Source organism: Yersinia proxima, from assembly GCF_902170785.1.
GTDB lineage: Bacteria > Pseudomonadota > Gammaproteobacteria > Enterobacterales > Enterobacteriaceae > Yersinia > Yersinia proxima.
In genome coordinates this window covers 1-20,440 of sequence record NZ_CABHYG010000021.1, presented here as the reverse complement: position 1 = coordinate 20,440, position 20,440 = coordinate 1, and the positions used below count along the sequence as shown (strand labels likewise).

Below are 20,440 nucleotides of genomic sequence, written 5' to 3'. Positions count from 1 at the left end.
ACGATAAAACCTCTGCAACGCAGGGGTTTTGTTTTTTTAGAATCACTAACTTATTATTTTGTAATCTCTTTTTATAAACTATTTACCAAATTGATGGTTTGCTTTATAAAATTCACTGTGGTAAAAATACAGCAGTTAATTATTCCAATTTGATGAGGATTTTAGGCGTATCACACTAAGTTTTGCATACAAGAATGTAGCTAAACCGCGTGTGGCTAGAAAAAAGAGATATATTATGATGAAAATTAATGGAATTACTTTCAAATCTTCTACCTGCCAACTCTTCCTGTCTGCCATTCTGGCCAGTGAGCATCACTGGTGCAGCGAGCTGTAGCGTCGTTCTTCTTCCGTAGTTAATAAATTTAACAAAATCTATACGCCAAGTGAGTTTCTATTTCTTACGGCCTGCGCACGTCTATTCCCTGTGAAATAGGGTGCCGAGTGAGGATAACCGTAACAAATAGACCTTAGCGTGCGTTTATGCGTGTTAGGAGAAGAATAATGATTTATTGGATATTTTTAGGTCTGGCGATCGTTGCAGAAATTATCGGCACGTTATCAATGAAATACGCCAGTGTCAGTGGTGAGATGACCGGGCATATCGTGATGTATTTTATGATAACTGGCTCATATATCATGCTGGCGCTGGCAGTGAAGAAAGTAGCCTTAGGTGTGGCCTATGCTCTGTGGGAAGGGATTGGTATCCTGATTATCACAGTCTTCAGTGTGTTGTGGTTTGATGAAAGTTTATCGCCACTGAAAATTGCCGGTTTAGTCACCCTGGTCGGTGGCATAATGTTAGTGAAATCAGGGACTCGTAAGCCGAAGAAACCAAACAGTCCGAACCGAAATTCAGGTGAGCATCATGCAACAGCTTGAGTTTTATCATATCGCGTTTCTGATTTTGGCTGTCATCCTGGAAATCATCGCCAATATCTTGCTGAAAATGTCAGATGGTTTTCGCCGGGTATGGCTGGGCATATTATCGCTGTTGTCAGTATTAGGGGCATTCAGTGCGCTGGCTCAAGCGGTAAAAGGTATTGAGTTGTCAGTAGCTTATGCTTTATGGGGCGGATTCGGTATCGCTGCCACTGTAGCCGCCGGTTGGATCTTATTTAATCAGCGCCTGAACTATAAAGGCTGGATTGGATTGGTTTTGTTACTGGCCGGGATGGTAATGATAAAGCTATCCTAATATCCCCTTTGTACTTGAAGCTGCAGGAGTGTTGGCTGCGCGCGCAAACCCGAATCACTTACCGGTGTAAGCTCATCGGGATTTGTTTGCTGGCCGCCTACCTGCAACTCCAATTACTTTGGGTATATCGAGTGACCGTTTTTAATCGAAGCTGATAAGCGGGGAAAGGTACTGAATGGGGCCTTATTTGTTTAAAATACAAGGGCCGTAAGCGACCGGAGTACCCATCAGTGCAGTCGCCCCGCCGATCGCAAAATCAAATAGCCGCAATAATTTTGATTTCAACTTTATACTTTGGATTCATTAGCTTGGCTTCGACGGTACAGCGTACCGGCGCATTGCCATCAACCACCCAGGCATCCCACGCCGCATTCATCGCCGCGAAGTCGGCCTTATCAGCCAGAAAAATAGTGGCATCTAAAATACGGCTTTTATCTGAACCAAGCTGATTCAATATCATATCAATCGCTGCCAGAGTGTTTGCCGTCTGCGCCGTAGCATCTGCATCCAAATTTTCCGGTACGCTGGTGTAATAGATAGTGTTGTTAAATACCACTGCGTCTGACCAACGTTTTTCTGGATTAATGCGCTCAATACTCATTTTCACTCCCTTGTGTGAATGTCAATGTCAGTTATCGCATTAGAGTAGCATAGCTCGCCGCGAGAATGTGTGGTCGTAAGGCGTCAGGCTTGGCATAATCACCACTGATTTCGCCCGGAAGAGAAAGCGTGACAGACGATTTTGCAACAGATGGTGCATTAGCACAGGCCATTACAGGTTTTAATCCCCGTGAGTCCCAGCGCCAGATGGCTGCGGCAATCAGCGTATCCATTGATGCTAAACAACAACTGGTGGTTGAGGCCGGTACTGGTACGGGTAAAACATTTGCTTATTTGGCACCCGCCTTACGGGCTGATTGCAAAGTCATTATCTCCACTGGCTCCAAAGCATTACAGGATCAGCTCTATTCCCGCGATCTGCCCACGGTCGCGACTGCCCTAAAATACAAAGGAAAGTTGGCGTTACTTAAAGGGCGCTCGAACTACCTGTGTCTGGAGCGACTGGAACAGCAATCTCTGGCGGGTGGCGAACTTGCCAGTGAAACATTAGTCGATTTAGTTCGATTGCGCGGCTGGTCAGCAGAAACCGTAGACGGGGATATCAGTACCTGTGGTGAAGTGGCAGAAGACAGTTTTGTCTGGCCGTTAGTCACCAGCACCAATGATAACTGTCTGGGCAGCGATTGCCCGCTGTACAAAGATTGTTTTGTGGTCAAAGCGCGTCGTCGGGCGATGGATGCTGATGTGGTGGTGGTTAACCACCATCTATTCCTGGCAGATATGGTGGTAAAAGAGAGCGGGTTTGCAGAACTTATCCCCACTGCCGATGTGATGATTTTCGATGAAGCCCATCAGATACCTGACATTGCCAGCCAATATTTCGGTCAGCAACTGACCAGCAGGCAACTGATGGATTTGGCAAAAGACATTATTATTGCCTATCGCACTGAGGTGCGTGATTCAGCACAATTACAAAAAAGTGCCGACCGTCTGACTCAAAGTACACAAGATTTTCGTTTAGTGCTGGGGGATCCAGGTTATCGCGGTAATCTGCGCGATGTGATGGAGCAACCTGCCATTCAGCGGGCATTGCTGTTGCTCGATGATGCGCTGGAACTGTGTTACGACGTCATGAAATTGTCTCTGGGCCGTAGCGCCATGCTGGATGCGGCCTTTGAACGCGCTACGGTGTATCGCAATCGCCTGAAACGATTAAAAGATGTCTCTATGCCCGGTTACAGCTATTGGTATGAATGTAACTCCCGGCATTTTGTTCTGGCGCTCACGCCACTCTCAGTTTCTGATCGCTTTCGCGAGTTAATCGAAGAAAAACCCGGCACCTGGATTTTCACCTCAGCCACACTGTCAGTGAATGATCAATTGGAGCATTTCACCTCCCGACTGGGGTTGACCAATGCCAAGACATTGCTGCTGCCCAGCCCGTTTGATTACGCCAATCAAGCATTGCTGTGCGTGCCGCGCAATCTGCCTTCCGCCAATGAACCAGGGGCGGCGCGTAAGTTGGCGGTGATGCTGAAGCCATTGATTGATGCCAACAAAGGGCGCTGTTTCTTCCTGTGTACCTCGCACCAGATGATGCGTGGCCTGGCTGAGGAGTTCCGGGCCAGCATGACATTGCCGGTATTGGTGCAAGGGGAGACCAGTAAAGGGCAGCTTCTGGCGCAATTTGTGGCGGCGGGCAATGCGCTTTTGGTGGCGACCAGCAGCTTTTGGGAAGGGGTGGATGTGCGGGGTGATGCTTTATCCTGCGTTATCATCGACAAACTGCCATTTACCTCACCGGATGACCCGTTGTTGAAAGCGCGCATTGAAGATTGCCGCTTGCGTGGCGGCGATCCGTTCAATGATGTGCAATTACCCGATGCCGTTATTACGCTCAAGCAGGGTGTGGGGCGTCTGATTCGTGATATTGATGATCGCGGCGTGCTGGTTATCTGTGATAACCGCCTGGTGATGCGCCCTTATGGCGCGATGTTCCTCAATAGCTTACCCCCTGCGCCCCGTACCCGTGATTTAGCGAAAGCTATCGCTTTTCTCAAGCAGCGTGATTGAGGGTAAAATGAGGAGGGGTGTGCTATCATGCGCGCCCTGTGTTGAATTCATCTTCTTTTCCTGCCGAGGTTGGCATGTCCACGCGAATTTTAGCGATCGATACCGCAACAGAAGCCTGTTCTGTCGCACTCTGGAACAACGGTGAAGTTCAGACCTTATTTGAGCTTTGCCCACGAGAACACACCCAACGAATTTTACCAATGGTGCAGCAAGTGCTGGCTGAGTCGGGCTTATCACTGCAACAACTCGATGCACTGGCTTTTGGCCGTGGGCCTGGCAGTTTTACCGGTGTGCGCATTGGTATCGGTATTGGCCAGGGGCTGGCATTGGGTGCTGACTTGCCAATGATTGGCATTTCAACCTTGCAGACCATGGCTCAGGGAGCGTTTCGTCTGACAGGGGCATCTCGTATATTAGCCGCTATAGATGCTCGTATGGGTGAAGTTTATTGGGGTGAATTCGAGCGCAACGACGAAGGGCTATGGCTCGGCGATGCGAGTGAAGCGGTGATGACTCCGGCACAAGCGCTGGAGCACGCACAATCATTGGGTGGTTCGTGGTCAACGGTGGGGACGGGCTGGCAGACTTATCCTGATCTGATTAGCGGTAGCCGTGTGGTGCTGACAGACGGTGAAATCACCTTACCTCATGCAGAAGATATGTTGCCGCTGGCATTATCATCATGGGCGAATGGGCAGGTTGTCAGTGTGGAACATGCCGAGCCGGTGTATCTGCGCAATGAAGTGACCTGGAAAAAACTGCCGGGACGTTAGAACTTAGCGTTGCTGCTGTAATTTGAAGAATTAAGAATATAGCAACTTGTCATGCTGTTTAGAGTCTAAAATACCAAGATAGAGATATGATAAGGAGCCTCAGGTTATGGCGATAATGACGTCAACAACTCAATCGACCAGAAATAGAAACCGCAAATGGATGTGTGGTTGGCTGGGATTAGGCGTTTTGCTACTTTCCGGTTGTGTCACGATCCCGCCAGCGATTCAGGGAACAACCGCGACACCACAGCAAAACCTTAATTTGGTTCGAACTGATCCGAAAGTATTTATCGGTCAGGAAGCGCGCTTTGGCGGAACGGTTATTAACGTCACCAACGAAGCACATCGCACCCGACTTGAGATTGCCAGTGTACCTTTAGACTCAGGTGCACGACCTATTTTGGGTGAACCTTCACAAGGGCGTGTTATCGCTTATGTGAATGGTTTCCTGGAACCGGTCGATTTTCGTGGGCATCTTGTGACTGTTGTCGGGCCGATTACCGGTGTTGAAGCGGGTAAAATCGGCATGACTCCTTATGACTTTGTGGTAATGAATGCCACCGGTTATAAACGTTGGCACCTCGAACAACAAGTGTTGATGCCGCCAACTATGGGGCCTTGGGGTTACCGTAACCCTGGTATGTGGGGGCCAGGGTGGGGCGGTTGGTATAACCCTGGGCCAGCACCAATACAAACTATCGTCACGGAGTAGTGGGCCGGTTACCTACGCGGACGTATATTTAACAAAAGGGCGCTGAATTCAGCGCCCTTTCTGCATCTATTCCACACAGAATTGGCATAAAAGATTTTATAATCAAAAAGTTATATCATTTAACATAATAAAATCAAAATAGCATGTTGATTTTATTGAGGTTTATTTGACGACATGTGCCAACTTGATTATTTCTATGATCTCAATGCCAGAAAATAGTGATGTATATCCCAACCTCAAAATTGTTTAAAAGCAAACTGGTAAGCTGAGTTAAAATATTGTTAAAGTTCTGGTGTAAATAAGTTTGCCTTCCCATCTGGGCGACTAATAATAATTTTAGGAGCACTACCTTGGAAAAAGTATGGCTAAAGCGATATCCGGCCGATGTCCCCGCAGAAATTGATCCGGATCGCTATTCTTCTTTGGTGGAAATGTTTGAAAACGCTGCATTACGTTATGCGGATCAACCTGCATTCATCAATATGGGGGAGGTGATGACCTTCCGTAAACTGGAAGAGCGTAGCCGTGCTTTTGCTGCCTATTTACAGCAAGGCCTGGGGTTACAAAAAGGCGACCGAGTCGCATTGATGATGCCGAATCTGCTGCAATATCCTATCGCTTTGTTTGGTATCCTGCGTGCTGGTATGGTTGTGGTGAATGTCAATCCGTTGTATACCCCCAGAGAATTAGAGCATCAACTTAATGATAGTGGTGCTGCGGCCATCGTTATTGTTTCCAACTTTGCTCATACATTGGAAAAAATCGTATTTAAGACTCAGGTCAAGCACGTCATTTTGACTCGGATGGGTGACCAACTGTCGACTGCGAAAGGGACTCTGGTTAATTTTGTGGTGAAATATATCAAGCGTCTGGTGCCGAAATACTATTTGCCTGATGCTATTTCATTTCGCACGGCCTTACAAAAAGGTCGGCGGATGCAGTATGTGAAGCCGGATGTCATCAATACAGATATGGCGTTCTTGCAGTACACCGGCGGTACTACTGGCGTGGCGAAAGGGGCCATGTTAACTCACCGTAACATGCAATCGAATCTGGAACAGGCTAAGGCTGCCTACGCGCCATTGTTACAGCCAGGTCACGAGTTGGTGGTAACGGCGCTGCCGCTGTATCATATTTTTGCTTTGACCATGAACTGCCTGCTATTTATCGAACTGGGCGGGCGCAGTTTATTGATAACTAACCCGCGTGACATTGCAGGTACGGTGAAAGAGCTCAGCCGTTATCCCTTCACGGCGATAACAGGAGTGAATACGTTATTTAATGCGCTATTAAATAATGAAGAATTCACCAAATTAGATTTCTCGACATTGCGGCTTTCTGTGGGCGGCGGTATGCCAGTACAAAAAGCGGTGGCTGAAAAGTGGGAGAAACTGACCGGGAAACATTTACTGGAAGGTTATGGTTTGACGGAGTGTTCGCCGTTAGTCACTGGTAACCCTTATGATTTGAAACATTACAGTGGCAGTATTGGCTTACCCGTGCCTTCCACCGATGTTCGGTTGGTGGATGATGAAGGCAACGATGTTGCCATGGGGGTGCCGGGCGAACTGTGGGTGCGCGGACCGCAAGTTATGTTAGGCTATTGGCAACGCCCTGAAGCGACAGATGAAGTATTAAAAGATGGATGGCTGGCAACAGGTGATATTGCGACGTTAGATGAACAAGGTTTCTTGCGTATCGTTGATCGTAAAAAGGATATGATTCTGGTTTCAGGCTTTAACGTCTATCCCAACGAGATTGAAGATGTGGTGGCGTTACATGCGAAAGTGCTGGAGTCTGCCGCTGTAGGGGTGCCTAATGAGGTCTCCGGTGAGACAGTAAAATTGTTTGTCGTAAAAAAAGATGTCTCATTGACTCAAGAAGAGCTGCTAACCCATTGCCGCCGCTACCTAACAGGGTATAAAGTACCGAAAATAGTAGAGTTCCGTGACGAATTGCCAAAATCGAATGTTGGCAAAATTTTGCGCAGGGAACTGCGTGACGATCAGATCAAAGCTAAGACTAGCGAGCAAAACGCGGCTTAGCTTAACGAGGGAGTCACTCAATCATCATCAACAACGCCGGTTATCACCGGCGTTGTTGTGTTTGCCATAGAACTAACGACTAATAGAGAATCACGTTTTGAATTATCAGTTGATCACGACCGACAGTGCGTTGCAGCAGGTCTGCGAACAAGCCAGAACACATGCCCAGGTTGCATTGGATACAGAGTTTGTCAGAACCCGCACCTACTATCCTCAGTTGGGCCTGATTCAACTGTATGACGGCGAGCAACTTTCACTGATTGATCCTTTGCCCATCACGCAGTGGCAGCCTTTCCGAGAGTTGTTGCAAGATTTAAATGTGGTCAAATATCTGCATGCGGGGAGTGAAGATCTCGAGGTGTTCTTGAATGCCTTTGAACTCATGCCCACACCGATGATTGATACTCAGGTGCTGGCGGCATTTTCGGGCCGAACATTATCTTGCGGTTTCGCCATGCTGGTGAATGAATTTGAAGGGGTCGAATTAGATAAAAGTGAATCTCGCACGGATTGGATTGCTCGTCCACTGAGTGAAAAACAGTGTGATTACGCTGCTGCTGACGTATTTTACTTGCTACCTTTGGCCGCTAAATTAGTTGAAGCGACCGAAGCTGCAGGGCGCATGGACGCCGCTAAAGACGAATGTGAGTTGTTGTGCCGCCGCCGTAGTGAAACACTCGATCCTGAATTAGCTTACCGCGATATCACCAATGCCTGGCAGTTACGTGGTCATCAGTTGGCTTGCCTGCAAAAGCTGGCGTCATGGCGCTTACGTCAGGCTCGTGAACGAGATCTGGCGGTGAACTTTGTGGTGCGCGAAGAGAACCTGTGGCAAGTCGCCCGTTATCAGCCAACCTCGCTGGGTGAACTTGACTCTCTGGGCTTGAGTGGGCAGGAGATCCGCTATCATGGCCGTACCTTGCTGGCGCTGGTAGCGGAAGGTAATGCCGTTCCTGAGGGTCAACTGCCACCGCCGATTATCAATCTGGTTGATCAACCGGGTTACAAAAAAGTTTTTAAAGATATTAAAGCACTTATTGCGTCGGTCAGTGAGCGTAGTGGGTTAAGCAGTGAATTGTTAGCGTCACGCCGGCAAATAAACCAATTGCTCAGTTGGCATTGGAAATTGAAGTCATCAGAGGTTCAGCCTGAACTATTAAGTGGCTGGCGTGGGGAGCTATTAGCAACGGAATTGACTGAGATTTTACAGCGCTATTAATAGCAGAAGTAAGAGTTAAGAATTTTCTTGTTTTGATGGGCGTATATATAATAAGGATAAACCTGGGAATATATACAGCTAACAAAAAGGAATTACCCCCTGTAAATAAATACAGGGGGTAGTTATTGCGAAGAAATCATTTAGGCGTTTCTTCCGTTTCCGGTAATGTCACGTTAAGTTCCAGTACCGAAATATCATCCCCTTTCTGCTCAAATTGCACATGCAGCATTTCAGGGTCGATCTGAATATATTTACAAATAACCGCCAAAATATCGCGTTTCAAGTCAGGCAAATAATGGGGCTCACTGTCCCCACGACGACGCTCAGCGACGATAATTTGCAGCCGTTCCTTGGCTATATTGGCTGTCGGTTTTTTGCGGGACAGAAAAAAGTCTAACAAAGCCATGGTTTATCCCCCAAAAAGGCGTTTCAGGAAGCCCTTCTTCTCTTCTTCAATGAAGCGGAAGGGACGTTCTTCTCCTAGCAAACGGTCAACGGTATCGTCATACGCCTTACCGGCATCTGACTCTTTGTCCAGAATCACAGGCTCGCCCTGGTTCGAGGCGCGCAATACGGACTGATCTTCTGGAATAACGCCAACCAGTGGTATCCTCAGAATATCAAGGACATCTTCCATGCTAAGCATATCGCCGCGATTAACACGCCCTGGGTTATAGCGAGTCAACAGCAGATGTTCTTTAATCGGTTCCTGACCATTCTCAGCTCGGCGTGACTTGGATGACAATATCCCGAGGATACGGTCTGAGTCACGAACTGAAGAAACTTCAGGATTGGTCGTGATAACCGCTTCGTCAGCAAAATACAGCGCCATTAACGCACCGCTTTCGATGCCAGCAGGTGAGTCACATACCACAAATTCGAAATTCATTTCGCCAAGATCGTTTAAAATCTTTTCGACACCCTCTTTGGTCAGAGCGTCTTTGTCACGGGTCTGAGAAGCGGGCAGAATATACAAATTATCTGTGCGTTTATCTTTTATTAATGCCTGGTTCAACGTGGCGTCACCTTGAATCACATTAACAAAATCGTAAACTACCCGGCGTTCACAACCCATAATCAAGTCTAGATTCCGTAGTCCGATATCAAAATCGATAACAACGGTTTTTTTACCTTTTTGGGCCAAGCCGGTTGCGATAGCCGCGCTTGATGTGGTCTTGCCAACGCCCCCTTTACCCGATGTAACAACAATAATGCGTGCCATGAAATGGATTCCTTGTCAAAAGGGCTTAATTTAAAGGTTGTATAGTTAATGCGTTATCCAGCAAATGCAAACGCGCAGCTTGACCAAAATAATCACTGGGGATTTGATCACTCAACCAGTACTGCCCTGCGATAGAGACTAGTTCAGCACCCAGATGCGTGCAAAAAATCTGGCACTGCGCATCACCTGATGCACCTGCTAGCGCACGACCGCGCATCATTCCATAGATATGAATATTGCCGTCGGCAATTAATTCAGCTCCAGCACTGACACTGCTGATAACAATCAAATCACAATTACGGGCATAAATCTGTTGGCCAGAACGGACAGGCGTGTTGATGATTCGTGTCTTGGTAGGAACATTCTCCGGCGGACTAATAACCGGTTCCGGAGCCATTTTCTGACCTTTACCTTCGCTCAGTAATGGCAAGCCAGCCCGTGCTATCGCACGTTTTTGACGTTCATCCTGACAACCACTGATGCCAACAATACGCAGACCCGCTGAAGTGACAGCCTGTTGGAGATCTTTCCAGTTAGCACCGTTAGGTAACGTTGCAACGTTAATCACAACAGGGGCGTTTTTCAGGAAAGCGGGCGCTTGATCTACCTTTTCCTGTAATGCCTGACGGATTACCTCTGGTCGTGAATCATGTAAATGAATGACCGATAGGGTAAAACTACTGCCTTTTAACTCAATTGGCGATTGTGACATCTATCCTGACTCAGTTTCAGCTGCGTTTAATCCCCGGAATATCATTCGGGGTACAATATTCTGATCTTCCCAAGCATGTTATAGGTAATATAAAAATAAATCTATCCGTATCAATATATTGAATCCTAACACCCAAATGATGCCAATCTTGTAGGAAATTACAGCATAACTTCTCCTTATTCGCTAGCCCCGGCTTGTCTATATTTGGTTAATATCACTGTCATGATTGTGTTGTTTATTTTTTCAACAGGCTAACCGGCTTCATACTCGTTATTATCGTTTTTAAGATGAGAAATAAGAGGGGGTAATGTGGCTATTATCACTATGAGTGAAATACCTCGTAATATTATTTCGGAGAAATCTCACTCAATACATTGCCAATTTGAGCCATACATTGATAAAGCAGAAATGAGTCACAAGTTTGCTCTAGTGATTTCGTATTGAGAATGATAATCATTATATGATATTTTTCAGCTTCTACATTCACTGACTAAAGGAAATTAACAATGAAACGGAATTTCACCCTACTATCATTTATCTGCGCTATTACCCTATCAATACCATTGCAAGTCAGAGCTGATTTTAGCTACCACGCTGATCTTCCAAAAGATAGTAAAGTTTCTACGGATTATCTTGAAAAACGAAAAGCATTAGGGGCAAGCGCCCTTGATGCTCAATCATGGCAACGTCAACTGGATGACGAGAAAGCGCGAAAGGATGCAGAGGTGACAAGGAATGAAAAGGAAAAACAGGTGAAATGCCAACAGCAGGAATATCAACAACAGCAACAACAACGCCCGAGTATGAACAACACTAAAAAGTCTTACTTAGCCCCAGACCCTTGTGCTGTCCGCATTGATATCCCTATCTATTGATATCTCGGATAGGTGATATAGCCTGGCGTGTTATAATCCCCAGTTATACCCGTTATACTTCAAGCTGCATGTGCGTTGGTTGCTTTTGTTGACCCAGTCACTAACTGAAGTAAGTGACTGGGTGGCACTCAGTTGCCGCCCTCCTGCAACTCGAATTATTTAGGGTAAATTACCCTTGAATTTATCGACTAGAGTCCAGAATATGCTTTGTGCTATCTACAGAAGCCCGAAACGCGATCAAACCTACCTTTATATTGAAAAGAAAGACGATTTTTCGCGAGTGCCAGCTGAATTACTCGCCAGTTTTGGTAAACCTCAATTTGCGATGCTGCTTTCACTCAATGAGCGTAAAAACTTAGCAACAGCGGATATTGAAAAAGTGAAAAATTCACTCGCTGAGCAAGGTTTTTATCTGCAAGTCCCGCCGCCGCCGGAAAGCCTATTAAAAATGCATTTGGGTGAAACGAAAGCCTAGTTCACTTACGGCTTGATAAAGGAATGCATCGATGAAATTGTCAATGATTACAGTCGCTCTTGCGGCTGTTATATCTTTGGGGTGTGCTAATAAGAACACGGCCGCACCAATACAAACGCCGGTCGTTGCACCGCAAACAACACCAGCCCTTGTCAGCAATAACAGCAGCAAAAAAATGTTATCCGAGCAAGGGCGTGACCCGGCGCAGTTTCCTGCTTATGTTGAACAATTGAAAGCTCAGGCTCGAGCAAACGGGATCAGCGAGGCGACTCTGGAGATTGCTTTCGCCAATATTCATTTTGTTGATCGGGTTATCCAATCAGATCGGAACCAGCTAGAGAAAAAGGTCACACTGGATGATTACCTCGCCAAAGTTTTGACGCCAGGCAAAATAGCCCAAGGCAAAGAGATATATCAGCGCTACCAACCCCAATTATCACAAGTGACTGCACGTTACGGAGTCCCTGAGCGCTATATCGTGGCGCTGTGGGGAATGGAAAGTGGCTTTGGTAAGATTCAAGGTAAAGAGGATGTAATTTCAGCTTTATCGACTTTGGCATTTGAGGGGAGACGCGAGGCATTTTTCACCAAAGAGTTGATTGCTGCATTGAAGATTATTCAACAAGGTCGGGTTGAAGATCCGCAGTTAAAAGGCTCATGGGCCGGCGCCATGGGGCAAAGTCAATTTATGCCTAGCTCTTTCCTGACTTATGGTGCTGACGGTGATGGCGATGGCAAAGTCGATATTTGGAATAATATTGATGATGTATTTGCTTCTACAGCTAACTATCTGTCTACTGAAGGTTGGAAACCGGGCATTGGTTGGGGGCAGGAAGCACAATTGCCAGAGGGCTTCAATGTTGCATTGGCGGGGTTGAAAGACAACCAAGCCAAGACCGTGAAACAATGGCAGCAGCTTGGTGTTGTTCCTAAGGGGAGTGTGGCTAACTCTGACTTGCGCGCCTGGGTGATCGTGCCCGATGATGTGCAAGGGCGCGCGTTTCTGGTTTATGATAATTTCCGGACTATTATGCATTGGAATCGTTCTTACTATTTCGCTATCAGCATTGGTATGATGGCAGATGGTATTAGTCAATAAAACCTGCGGTCAAAATGAGCGGTAGACCAGAGTATTTGGCTGCGGGTAGTGTCTATCAGGATGTAATCAGGAGAGGCAGTATGTATCAACATAGAGACTGGCAAGGGGCTTTGCTGGAATTTCCAGTAAATAAAGTGGTTTGCGTCGGCAGTAACTATGCCGAACATATTAAAGAAATGGGCAGTACCACCTCAGTCGAGCCAGTGCTGTTTATAAAACCTGAAACTGCATTGTGTGATATTCGTCAACCGGTCGCTATCCCGAAGGAGTTCGGTGCTGTACATCATGAGGTAGAATTAGCCGTTTTGATCGGTATGCCGTTAAAACAAGCGAATGAAGATAGAGCGGCTCGCGCTATTGTGGGCTACGGTGTGGCATTAGATTTAACCCTGCGCGAATTACAGGCCGGGTTGAAAAAGGCGGGCCAGCCGTGGGAAAAAGCCAAAGCATTTGATGGTTCGTGTCCGATTTCGGGTTTTATCCCTGTTGCTGAGTTTGGTGATGCACAACAGGCAGAATTATCTCTGGCCATTAATGATGAAATCCGTCAGCAGGGAAATACCCGCGATATGATTACGCCCATCCTGCCATTAATATGTTATATCAGCCGTTTCTTTACTTTACGGCCTGGCGATATTATTTTGACCGGCACACCACAAGGTGTCGGGCCGATGGCATCGGGCGATATGCTAAAAATTGGCCTCAATGGCAAGACGTTGAGCACCCGTGTACTCTGAGTGAATATACGCCGCCTGGACCATCTCTCGGGCGGCAAAACTTGCATCTGGTAGCCAAAGCGTCTATAACGACCCGCTCATTTGACTCTATATTTATTCACTATACCGGATACCGTTATGTCACAACTTCCTTTTTGGCAACAAAAAACACTCGCAGAAATGTCGGATAGCGAATGGGAATCACTGTGCGACGGATGTGGTCAATGCTGTTTGAATAAACTGATTGATGAGGACACTGATGAAATTTATTTCACTAATGTGGCCTGTGATCAGCTGAATATTAAAACTTGCCAATGTCGTAACTATGAGCGTCGTTTTGAATTAGAAGAAGATTGCATTAAGTTAACCCGCGAAAATCTGGTGACTTTTGAATGGCTACCGCCTACATGCGCCTATCGTTTAATTGGTGAAGGCCATGATTTACCCCATTGGCATCCATTATTGACGGGATCAAAATCCTCGATGCATGGCGAGCGGATTTCGGTGCGCCATATTGCTGTGCGCGAGAGTGAAGTAATTGACTGGCAAGACCATATTCTAAATAAACCGCAGTGGGCCAGATAACTATTGATATATAAGGAATTTATATCAGATAGCTATTATTTGGGACATTAGTGGGCATCATTATCAAAACCAGCATTCAAGATTGCCATTTGATCAAAGTTTTTTCTGATATCCATTCCCCGTACACGTTGTAAATCATCTGGGCCGATGTGTGGCCCATATGATTAGCGACAACGTTTAGGTTAATCCCTCATGCTTAACGCCCAACATGTAAATGTATGACGGGATTATAAATTAACACCCAGATGCCACGTATGCCGCCAATTAACCAATCGATAACAGTTCTAAATTGACTGGGACTCTGAGGGAAAAGGGCTTAATATCAATGGTTTTAATACAAGCCAGGATTCGTAATACCATGAGTAGCTTTAGAACGAGTTTGAGACTACGGAGACAGGAGAATATTCAACACTCTGTTGGGGTCATTTGTGAAGAATGTAACCAAACATCGTACTATTTCAATACAAGAAATATTAACTTTGGGGCTCCAAAACGTTGTCTTATATGTTCGGAAGAGAAACTCCGTGGCATTATTTTAGAGGACTTTCTGTTTACGCTAAGAGGTAAAATCAGGAATCACTATGAACTCAATAAAATCGATACTTCTGCATCGATTTCGTTGAAACAAGTATTGAAGCGCTTTACTTATGATAATGAACAAGTACTCGAAAAACTCGCTGACTTATTATGCCAAGAAGATGACTCTTTTTTCCAAATAAAAGGGCGCTATCAAAGCACTGTAGATGATCTGTTTATCGAAAACTGCATTAAAGAAGCTATCGAGAAATGGAATATTTTTGCCAAAGAGCTTAAACACCACCGTCGTTTCACTCATACAGATGCTTCTCGTTTTTATGAAAATTTGATTGGCTCATGTATGCATCGTGTGGACAAAAAGAGCGAATTTAACTCAGCATTGAAGACAATAAATAAAGGAACTGTTTTTTATCGTGGACGCTTAGTCAAAGATGACAGAAACGCTTTCTTATCAAATCCTGAGAAAGTACTTTCTGCACCGCCAGATTATCTTGCAGCGAATAGTCGAATGAGTCCTCCGGGAATATCGTTTATGTATACGGCGGGAGATCCTGAAACAGCAATCTCGGAGCTTCGTCCCTATGTTAATGATACTATAGCAATTGGCGAGTTTGTGAGTACCAAGGATCTTAACTTTTTTGATTTTACCCTTTTGGATGATATACAACACGAAAGTGCTAATATTCTCGATAATCCCAGAAAAGACAAGTACCTTCAAAACAGATATATACTGGGCTCTCTTCATGGGCTAATTTCCACCCCATTCAGAGCAACTGATACTAGTTATATCGAGACTCAGATGTTTGCAGAAACTATTCGTAATTATAGGAATGGACTATTTGATGGCATTATATTCAAATCATCACAACGAGATGGGGGCGTGAATTATGTTGTGTTTGGTGATTATTTAAATGATGAAACCAGTGGTGCAACAATTAAAGATTATCATATGGAATTTAACTGCAATGTAGGGGCTAAGTTCTACCAAGTGGTAAAAATGGTAGCCTCAACCAAAACTGTATGTTAGTGAGTAGTAAAGCCCTGAAAAAATCGGCACAGAAAAAGTTATATGTTGGGGCGACGGATTTTTTAGTTTCATTAACCAACTTATCTACATTCAGTCAATAATATCTTTATCAATATCATTAGTGAATTTTCACTTAAGAAGCATTGTTCCAATACTGTTCAGTGCTAAATGCGAAAATTATAAAAATCGAAGTGAGTTAAACTACCGGATCAGGTCAATCACAGTAGAGCAAAACTCAACGTCATAACTATTTGATTATTCAGTTCATAATAGCCAGGGTAGTTAACAGCTACACACAGACTAGTTGTGTAATTTTCGAACTCACCACATAATGAATGATCGTTCATTCATTTCCAGCTTTCAGAGTTTTTATCTGAACAGCTACGCATTGATGAATGTCAGAAATGTAATTTTTTCAAAGTAAGCGGGTCTCCACAGAAACTAAAGGTAGGCAATTTATGACCAGGAAAACACTTAGACTTTCTTTCCCCCAATGGCAGGGCGGAAATAATCCTCCCTATCACCTTGGTTCTCTTCTTCTTTCCTTCCTTTCTCCGGAAGCGAAAGGGCCGGTCGAGGAAGTTCCCGTTGCTTTGCCGGGCACAGAACCTCTGGCTGAAGTAGACGGCATTACTGCAAAGCCTCAGATTATTAAGCAGTTGAATGATGCTGCAGACCTTATTGAAAAACACAACCCTGACGCCATTGTTGTTTTAGGCGGTGACTGCCTGGTCTCTCTTGCACCTTTTGCGCATCTACTGAGTAAATACGCTGATAAGCTGGGTGTGTTGTGGATTGACGCTCACCCTGATGTACAGACGGCTAAACAGTATCCGAATGCACATGCCCATGTGCTGGGAGCGCTGATTGGAACTGGTGATAAAGATTTAGTGGAGCACGTAACGAATAAACTTTCTCCGTCAAAAATAATGATTGCTGGCATCCACGATCCGCTGGCTTACGAAAGTGAATACCTGAACCGTTATAAAATCGCGACTTCAGCTCCTGAAGAGGTCAAAAACGGTGCAAAAGAAGTCAAGGAGTGGATTGCCAGAGAAAAAATCGAGTATCTGGCTATTCACCTTGATCTGGATGTTCTGGACGCTTCACTTTTTCGTTCTGTTTTGTTTGCAAAACCGGGGAGAGGGAAGCATGACTTTGGTGACGTGGCTGAAGGGAAACTGACCATCGAGGATGTGCTTAAATTGATCAATCAGGCCAACTCTGAAGCAGAAGTTGTTGGACTTACCATCGCTGAACATCTGCCGTGGGATATGTTGAACCTCAAGAATATGCTTAATGAGTTACCACTTTTGAAGTAATGGAATAAAGTCAGGGCCAGGCCACTAACCTCATATCTGGCTCTTGGCGCAAAAGCGCGTTAAAGTTCAATATAGATTCACTGTCAAAGGCCGATATGTTAAAGGATACTGAAACCTACCATAAACTAATTACCGCTGCCGCAGCCTGTTTCGCTGAAAAGGGTTTTAATGCAACAAGCGTGCGCGAAATTTCCACTCGTGCCGGTATTAGCCAGGGTGCAATGTACACTTACTTTAAAAGCAAGGATGATCTTATACGGGCCATCGTTTTGGAAGAACAAAATTCAGCATTGACCGCACATAATGAGCCTTATACCGGCTCATATTATGATCGCCTTTGTAAACAGGTAATTTCCTGTATAAGTGATGTGGGCTACCCGGTTACTCATCAGCTTTGGGTTGAAATAATAGCGGAGTCAGCGCGGAATCCGGATATACAGAAATCTTTTATCTCCAGTGACAACATCATGCGACAAAGCATTGCGGGGATCATTGAGCAAGGTATTACGGCAGGAGAGTTTCGTATGGATATCAATCCTGAAGAAATCGCTATAATTCTGTTTGCTTTTATAGATGGGTTGATTGTCCGTAAGGCAATAAACTCGTCGTTTTCATTCAGCAGAGATGTACCAATGTTCCCGGATTTCATGTCAAAATTACTCAGGTAGATATCTTAACGGCTTGAGTGCAGAACTGTATTTTGTAGGAGGAAGAATGATGATACCGGCAGAATGCAGTTTACGTCATGCAAGAAAACAGGACTTCAATAAGCAATACATCGCCAGCATACAAACCATTTTTTAAAACAGGATTTACTGTGTCCTACGGATAAATTCTTTCATACTTTATCCGTATTTACGCAACTGGGGGCAGGCTTGGCGCAAGTATTGGTTGATAAAAGGGTTGAGCAGGGAGCCTATGACTGTCTAATTAAAATATTACATATCTTTTGATTGCTCTAGCCATTAATTAACATATAAATACGATGACAGTCTGAATGACATTTCATATTCATATTTTTGTTGTGAGAATGTATTAAATTTAAGCCGATGCACTTTGGTATCGGAATTGGATTGTTCACATTTTTATTCTCTAGTTAGAGTTATTTATGAATCCTAAATAAATATACAGCCAGATTTAATAAACCATTCCGGGATGTAATGATTAAAGCCTTTGGCTTTACAGTATTCTTTAAATGAGTTTAGTGAATTTACTTTTGCCTTTTCATATATCAATTGTAATTTATTTTCTATTGTTCGATGAGAAAGGTTTAACTTTATCCCGATTTCTTTAGCATTGAGTGATTGTAATAAGTGAAATATCACTTCAAGTTCCTTTTTAGTGAAATCATTTGTAGGGGGGTTCATTACTAGTACAGAGGGTATTTCCTTATTAAATAAGTCATACAGAGAAATGAAATTGAATTTTGTTACATGAAATATTGTACCGATGCATTTTTTTGAATCATCAAATAGAGGGTATTTTTCACAAAGCGTATGCTCCCGTCCCCATAAACAGGTTTGAATCATGGCCACACGTTTCTTAGCCGTTTCAACTGCTCGATCTTGCTTTTGCAAATCTGGCGCAAATTCTGCCCACTGGGCAGGACACTCATTGTCCAATCGGCCTTCAATATTAAAATTAGTGGGTAACTGGCTAAATTTAAGAGTGGCTTTGTTTGCATACATAAAGCGAGATTCACAATCTTTTACGCCCCATGGTTCTTCATTATTTTCCATAAATGATATGAGTGATCCGAAAGAGTCAGTATCAAGTCCATTAGAGCGAATTATATTTTTATGATTAATATCATTTACCATTTTCAACTCCTGTTTAAATTACACATTTTCTATGGGGTATAACAACGTAATCCACTGGAAGTGACAACGTCATACAATGAAGTCATGGTTTTTTACTTATAGTACAAATTATCCAATAAGTAACACTGGCAATGATTAACGAATTAAATGATGGGATGCCAAAATCAATATTCATACCGCTGATAGTCCCTACAATACAAGCCGCGATAGCCTTCCAGCCAATTAACTGCGTTGATTTAGGTAATGTCTGCGTCTGGCGAGAGGCATCAAGCAATTGGCGGCTGGTACGTAATACGTAATAGTCAACCAGCATGACACCTGATATTGGCGGAAATACGACACCGAGTAGAGTGAGAAAATCGGTAAACTTATCTAAAATCCCGACCATTGATAAGATGGTGCCTGCGATACCGAGCAAAACCGTCAGCCAAGTTCGATTCCACCTGTTACCCGTTATTCCTTGTACCACGTTTGTAAGGGCTAGCGATGAAGAATATAAACAAACATCATTTATTTTGATGGTAGCAAGAATAACGGTGAGCAACCCAATCCACCCGGATGTTTGGATCATAATTGTCACTACATCGGCAGTGTTGAGCGCATGCGCAATCAATATGGCGATACCGTTGACAATAAATTCGCCTACTAAAATACAGATCATAGTCATCCAGAATACGTGCCTGCTATTCTTACAATAGCGGCTAATATCTGGTGTCATTAATGCACCGACAATGTATCCCCCGGCTACCATCGTAGCGCCTGCAGCAATTGAAATCGGCGTCCCAGTAGGGGGGACGACAGCCAAATCAGCAATATTGTGTCCTGCTAGCAGACTGAATGAAATCCAGAAAATTGCCAGGAAAAAGAGTGGTACGGCTAGCTTTGCTGTCCAACTCAACGCTTTGAATCCGAATGCAACCAGTATTGTAAATCCGATCCCGGAGATAGCGGCAGCCCAAGTAAAATTGATCGAATCGCCCAACATGTGATTCAAACTATCTGCAAAAACTGCATTTAATATGCCGAACCAACCAAGCAGACTAATCGCTATTCCGCTGCCAATAATAATAGAACCAATGCGACCAAAACCGCACCAACGAGCTAGCAGACTGATTGACACCCCCTCACGAGCACCAGCAATACCGAGTCCGAGGCTAACAAACTGGAGCAGTAAACTCCCTAAAAAGGTTGCCAGCATCGCTTGGTTAAATGTCATCGCATGCCCTAATGTTGCACCTAACATAAATTGGGCTAGTGTTGTTATTGCTCCCACTCTGACCAAAGTGACTGAAATAAAACTTGATTTGGCAGATAAAGGCAAGCGAGTCACAGAATAATCGTCGCCGAGAAGGTGGAGTCCATTCATTCATTTTTCCCCTTATATTTTATTAACTTTAATAAAGCATCTTAAAGTTACTTATATTCATATTATACTTATATAAATATAATATTTGCATGAGGCATAAATATGT

The 20,440-nt window shown here is 44.5% G+C and carries 21 protein-coding genes; 15 read left to right on the top strand and 6 right to left on the bottom strand.

The window, feature by feature from the left end; all coding sequences use genetic code 11:
• Window positions 1-501 precede the first annotated feature (501 nt).
• On the top strand, window positions 502-879 hold the full coding sequence (mdtJ, locus tag FTB31_RS19840) for a multidrug/spermidine efflux SMR transporter subunit MdtJ (RefSeq protein WP_050075488.1): 378 nt from the start codon (window positions 502-504) through the stop codon (window positions 877-879).
• Complete coding sequence (mdtI, locus tag FTB31_RS19835; RefSeq protein ID WP_050075489.1) at window positions 866-1,195, top strand: multidrug/spermidine efflux SMR transporter subunit MdtI; 330 nt, start codon at window positions 866-868, stop codon at window positions 1,193-1,195. Before mdtJ ends, mdtI begins: the two co-directional genes overlap by 14 nt.
• Before the next feature lie 256 nt (window positions 1,196-1,451).
• On the opposite strand, the gene FTB31_RS19830 is transcribed toward mdtI, so the two are convergent.
• Window positions 1,452-1,796, bottom strand: a complete 345-nt coding sequence (locus FTB31_RS19830) for a RidA family protein (RefSeq protein WP_077175396.1) — start codon at window positions 1,794-1,796, stop codon at window positions 1,452-1,454.
• A gap of 128 nt (window positions 1,797-1,924) precedes the next feature.
• On the opposite strand from FTB31_RS19830, the gene FTB31_RS19825 reads away from it, so the two are divergent.
• From FTB31_RS19825 to rnd, 5 genes are all read left to right on the top strand, one after another.
• Window positions 1,925-3,829: an ATP-dependent DNA helicase gene (locus FTB31_RS19825; protein WP_050075490.1), complete on the top strand. Its 1,905-nt coding sequence runs from the start codon at window positions 1,925-1,927 to the stop codon at window positions 3,827-3,829.
• Window positions 3,830-3,903: 74 nt separating this feature from the next.
• Window positions 3,904-4,602, top strand: a complete 699-nt coding sequence (tsaB, locus tag FTB31_RS19820; RefSeq protein WP_050075618.1) for a tRNA (adenosine(37)-N6)-threonylcarbamoyltransferase complex dimerization subunit type 1 TsaB — start codon at window positions 3,904-3,906, stop codon at window positions 4,600-4,602.
• A gap of 106 nt (window positions 4,603-4,708) precedes the next feature.
• Window positions 4,709-5,314: a Slp family lipoprotein gene (locus tag FTB31_RS19815; protein ID WP_050075491.1), complete on the top strand. Its 606-nt coding sequence runs from the start codon at window positions 4,709-4,711 to the stop codon at window positions 5,312-5,314.
• Between the two features lie 350 nt (window positions 5,315-5,664).
• Complete coding sequence (gene fadD / locus FTB31_RS19810) at window positions 5,665-7,359, top strand: long-chain-fatty-acid--CoA ligase FadD (protein ID WP_050075492.1); 1,695 nt, start codon at window positions 5,665-5,667, stop codon at window positions 7,357-7,359.
• Between the two features lie 97 nt (window positions 7,360-7,456).
• Complete coding sequence (gene rnd, locus FTB31_RS19805; RefSeq protein WP_077175395.1) at window positions 7,457-8,578, top strand: ribonuclease D; 1,122 nt, start codon at window positions 7,457-7,459, stop codon at window positions 8,576-8,578.
• Between the two features lie 136 nt (window positions 8,579-8,714).
• Here rnd and minE read toward each other — a convergent pair whose 3' ends face one another.
• The 3 genes from minE to minC are packed head-to-tail and all read right to left on the bottom strand — an operon-like array spanning window position 8,715 to window position 10,512.
• Entirely contained in the window at window positions 8,715-8,984 is a 270-nt protein-coding gene (gene minE, locus FTB31_RS19800; RefSeq protein ID WP_002211180.1) for a cell division topological specificity factor MinE, read from the bottom strand.
• A 3-nt stretch (window positions 8,985-8,987) separates the two neighbouring features.
• Window positions 8,988-9,800, bottom strand: a complete 813-nt coding sequence (gene minD, locus FTB31_RS19795) for a septum site-determining protein MinD (RefSeq protein ID WP_005163000.1) — start codon at window positions 9,798-9,800, stop codon at window positions 8,988-8,990.
• Window positions 9,801-9,825: 25 nt separating this feature from the next.
• Entirely contained in the window at window positions 9,826-10,512 is a 687-nt protein-coding gene (minC, locus tag FTB31_RS19790) for a septum site-determining protein MinC (RefSeq protein WP_050075494.1), read from the bottom strand.
• A 506-nt stretch (window positions 10,513-11,018) separates the two neighbouring features.
• On the opposite strand from minC, the gene FTB31_RS19785 reads away from it, so the two are divergent.
• The 8 genes from FTB31_RS19785 (at window position 11,019) to FTB31_RS19750 (ending at window position 17,816) form a co-directional block, all read left to right on the top strand.
• Window positions 11,019-11,387: a hypothetical protein gene (locus FTB31_RS19785; protein WP_050075495.1), complete on the top strand. Its 369-nt coding sequence runs from the start codon at window positions 11,019-11,021 to the stop codon at window positions 11,385-11,387.
• Window positions 11,388-11,589: 202 nt separating this feature from the next.
• Complete coding sequence (locus tag FTB31_RS19780) at window positions 11,590-11,862, top strand: YcgL domain-containing protein (protein WP_050075496.1); 273 nt, start codon at window positions 11,590-11,592, stop codon at window positions 11,860-11,862.
• Between the two features lie 31 nt (window positions 11,863-11,893).
• Window positions 11,894-12,961, top strand: a complete 1,068-nt coding sequence (locus FTB31_RS19775) for a lytic murein transglycosylase (protein ID WP_175628115.1) — start codon at window positions 11,894-11,896, stop codon at window positions 12,959-12,961.
• A gap of 80 nt (window positions 12,962-13,041) precedes the next feature.
• A complete protein-coding gene (locus tag FTB31_RS19770; RefSeq protein ID WP_050075498.1) occupies window positions 13,042-13,698 on the top strand; it encodes a fumarylacetoacetate hydrolase family protein in 657 nt (218 codons plus the stop codon).
• A 117-nt stretch (window positions 13,699-13,815) separates the two neighbouring features.
• The gene (locus tag FTB31_RS19765; RefSeq protein WP_050075499.1) at window positions 13,816-14,262 is read left to right on the top strand and encodes a YcgN family cysteine cluster protein; all 447 of its coding nucleotides are present in this window, start codon (window positions 13,816-13,818) and stop codon (window positions 14,260-14,262) included.
• 358 nt (window positions 14,263-14,620) lie between these two features.
• A complete protein-coding gene (locus FTB31_RS19760) occupies window positions 14,621-15,826 on the top strand; it encodes an RES family NAD+ phosphorylase (protein WP_196299154.1) in 1,206 nt (401 codons plus the stop codon).
• 458 nt (window positions 15,827-16,284) lie between these two features.
• Window positions 16,285-17,148, top strand: a complete 864-nt coding sequence (locus FTB31_RS19755; RefSeq protein WP_050075501.1) for an arginase family protein — start codon at window positions 16,285-16,287, stop codon at window positions 17,146-17,148.
• A 95-nt stretch (window positions 17,149-17,243) separates the two neighbouring features.
• Window positions 17,244-17,816 (top strand): TetR/AcrR family transcriptional regulator, encoded by a 573-nt coding sequence (locus FTB31_RS19750; protein ID WP_050075502.1) that lies wholly within the window; start codon window positions 17,244-17,246, stop codon window positions 17,814-17,816.
• 447 nt (window positions 17,817-18,263) lie between these two features.
• On the opposite strand, the gene FTB31_RS19745 is transcribed toward FTB31_RS19750, so the two are convergent.
• Both FTB31_RS19745 and FTB31_RS19740 read right to left on the bottom strand, forming a co-directional pair.
• The gene (locus tag FTB31_RS19745; protein ID WP_050075503.1) at window positions 18,264-18,968 is read right to left on the bottom strand and encodes a helix-turn-helix transcriptional regulator; all 705 of its coding nucleotides are present in this window, start codon (window positions 18,966-18,968) and stop codon (window positions 18,264-18,266) included.
• 82 nt (window positions 18,969-19,050) lie between these two features.
• The gene (locus FTB31_RS19740) at window positions 19,051-20,334 is read right to left on the bottom strand and encodes a cytosine permease (RefSeq protein WP_077295194.1); all 1,284 of its coding nucleotides are present in this window, start codon (window positions 20,332-20,334) and stop codon (window positions 19,051-19,053) included.
• Window positions 20,335-20,440: the final 106 nt, after the last annotated feature.